At 56.4% G+C, this 1,416-nt stretch carries 1 rRNA gene; it reads left to right on the forward strand.

The window, feature by feature from the left end:
• Positions 1–1,394 (forward strand): 23S ribosomal RNA (locus tag ACIBBD_RS38775); the annotation flags it as partial.
• Positions 1,395–1,416 lie beyond the last annotated feature (22 nt).

The following is a 1,416-nucleotide window of genomic DNA, read 5'->3' on the forward strand; positions in this document are numbered from 1 at the left end:
GGCTGAGACCTGATGCCGAGCCGATTGTGGTGAAGTGGATGATCCTATGCTGTCGAGAAAAGCCTCTAGCGAGTTTCATGGCGGCCCGTACCCTAAACCGACTCAGGTGGTCAGGTAGAGAATACCGAGGCGTTCGGGTGAACTATGGTTAAGGAACTCGGCAAAATGCCCCCGTAACTTCGGGAGAAGGGGGGCCACATCCGGTGATGAGCTTTGCGCTCTGAGCTGGGGGTGGCCGCAGAGACCAGCGAGAAGCGACTGTTTACTAAAAACACAGGTCCGTGCGAAGCCGTAAGGCGATGTATACGGACTGACGCCTGCCCGGTGCTGGAACGTTAAGGGGACCGGTTAGCTCACTTTCGGGTGGGCGAAGCTGAGAACTTAAGCGCCAGTAAACGGCGGTGGTAACTATAACCATCCTAAGGTAGCGAAATTCCTTGTCGGGTAAGTTCCGACCTGCACGAATGGCGTAACGACTTCTCGACTGTCTCAACCATAGGCCCGGTGAAATTGCACTACGAGTAAAGATGCTCGTTTCGCGCAGCAGGACGGAAAGACCCCGGGACCTTTACTACAGTTTGATATTGGTGTTCGGTTCGGCTTGTGTAGGATAGCTGGGAGACTGTGAAGCTTGGACGCCAGTTCAGGTGGAGTCGTCGTTGAAATACCAGTCTGGTCGTGCTGGATGTCTAACCTGGGTCCGTGATCCGGATCAGGGACAGTGTCTGATGGGTAGTTTAACTGGGGCGGTTGCCTCCTAAAGAGTAACGGAGGCGCCCAAAGGTTCCCTCAGCCTGGTTGGCAATCAGGTGTTGAGTGTAAGTGCACAAGGGAGCTTGACTGTGAGACCGACGGGTCGAGCAGGGACGAAAGTCGGGACTAGTGATCCGGCGGTGGCTTGTGGAAGCGCCGTCGCTCAACGGATAAAAGGTACCCCGGGGATAACAGGCTGATCTTCCCCAAGAGTCCATATCGACGGGATGGTTTGGCACCTCGATGTCGGCTCGTCGCATCCTGGGGCTGGAGTCGGTCCCAAGGGTTGGGCTGTTCGCCCATTAAAGCGGTACGCGAGCTGGGTTTAGAACGTCGTGAGACAGTTCGGTCCCTATCCGCTGTGCGCGTAGGAGTCTTGAGAAGGGCTGTCCCTAGTACGAGAGGACCGGGACGGACGAACCTCTGGTGTGCCAGTTGTTCTGCCAAGGGCATGGCTGGTTGGCTACGTTCGGGAGGGATAACCGCTGAAAGCATCTAAGCGGGAAGCCTGCTTCGAGATGAGGACTCCCACCCACTTGATGGGGTAAGGCTCCCAGTAGACGACTGGGTTGATAGGCCGGATCTGGAAGCACGGTAACGTGTGGAGGTGACCGGTACTAATAGGCCGAGGGCTTGTCCTCAGTTGCTCGCGTCCACTGTGTT

Origin of the sequence: Streptomyces sp. NPDC051315 (assembly GCF_044455165.1) — a bacterium.
Lineage (GTDB): Bacteria > Actinomycetota > Actinomycetes > Streptomycetales > Streptomycetaceae > Streptomyces.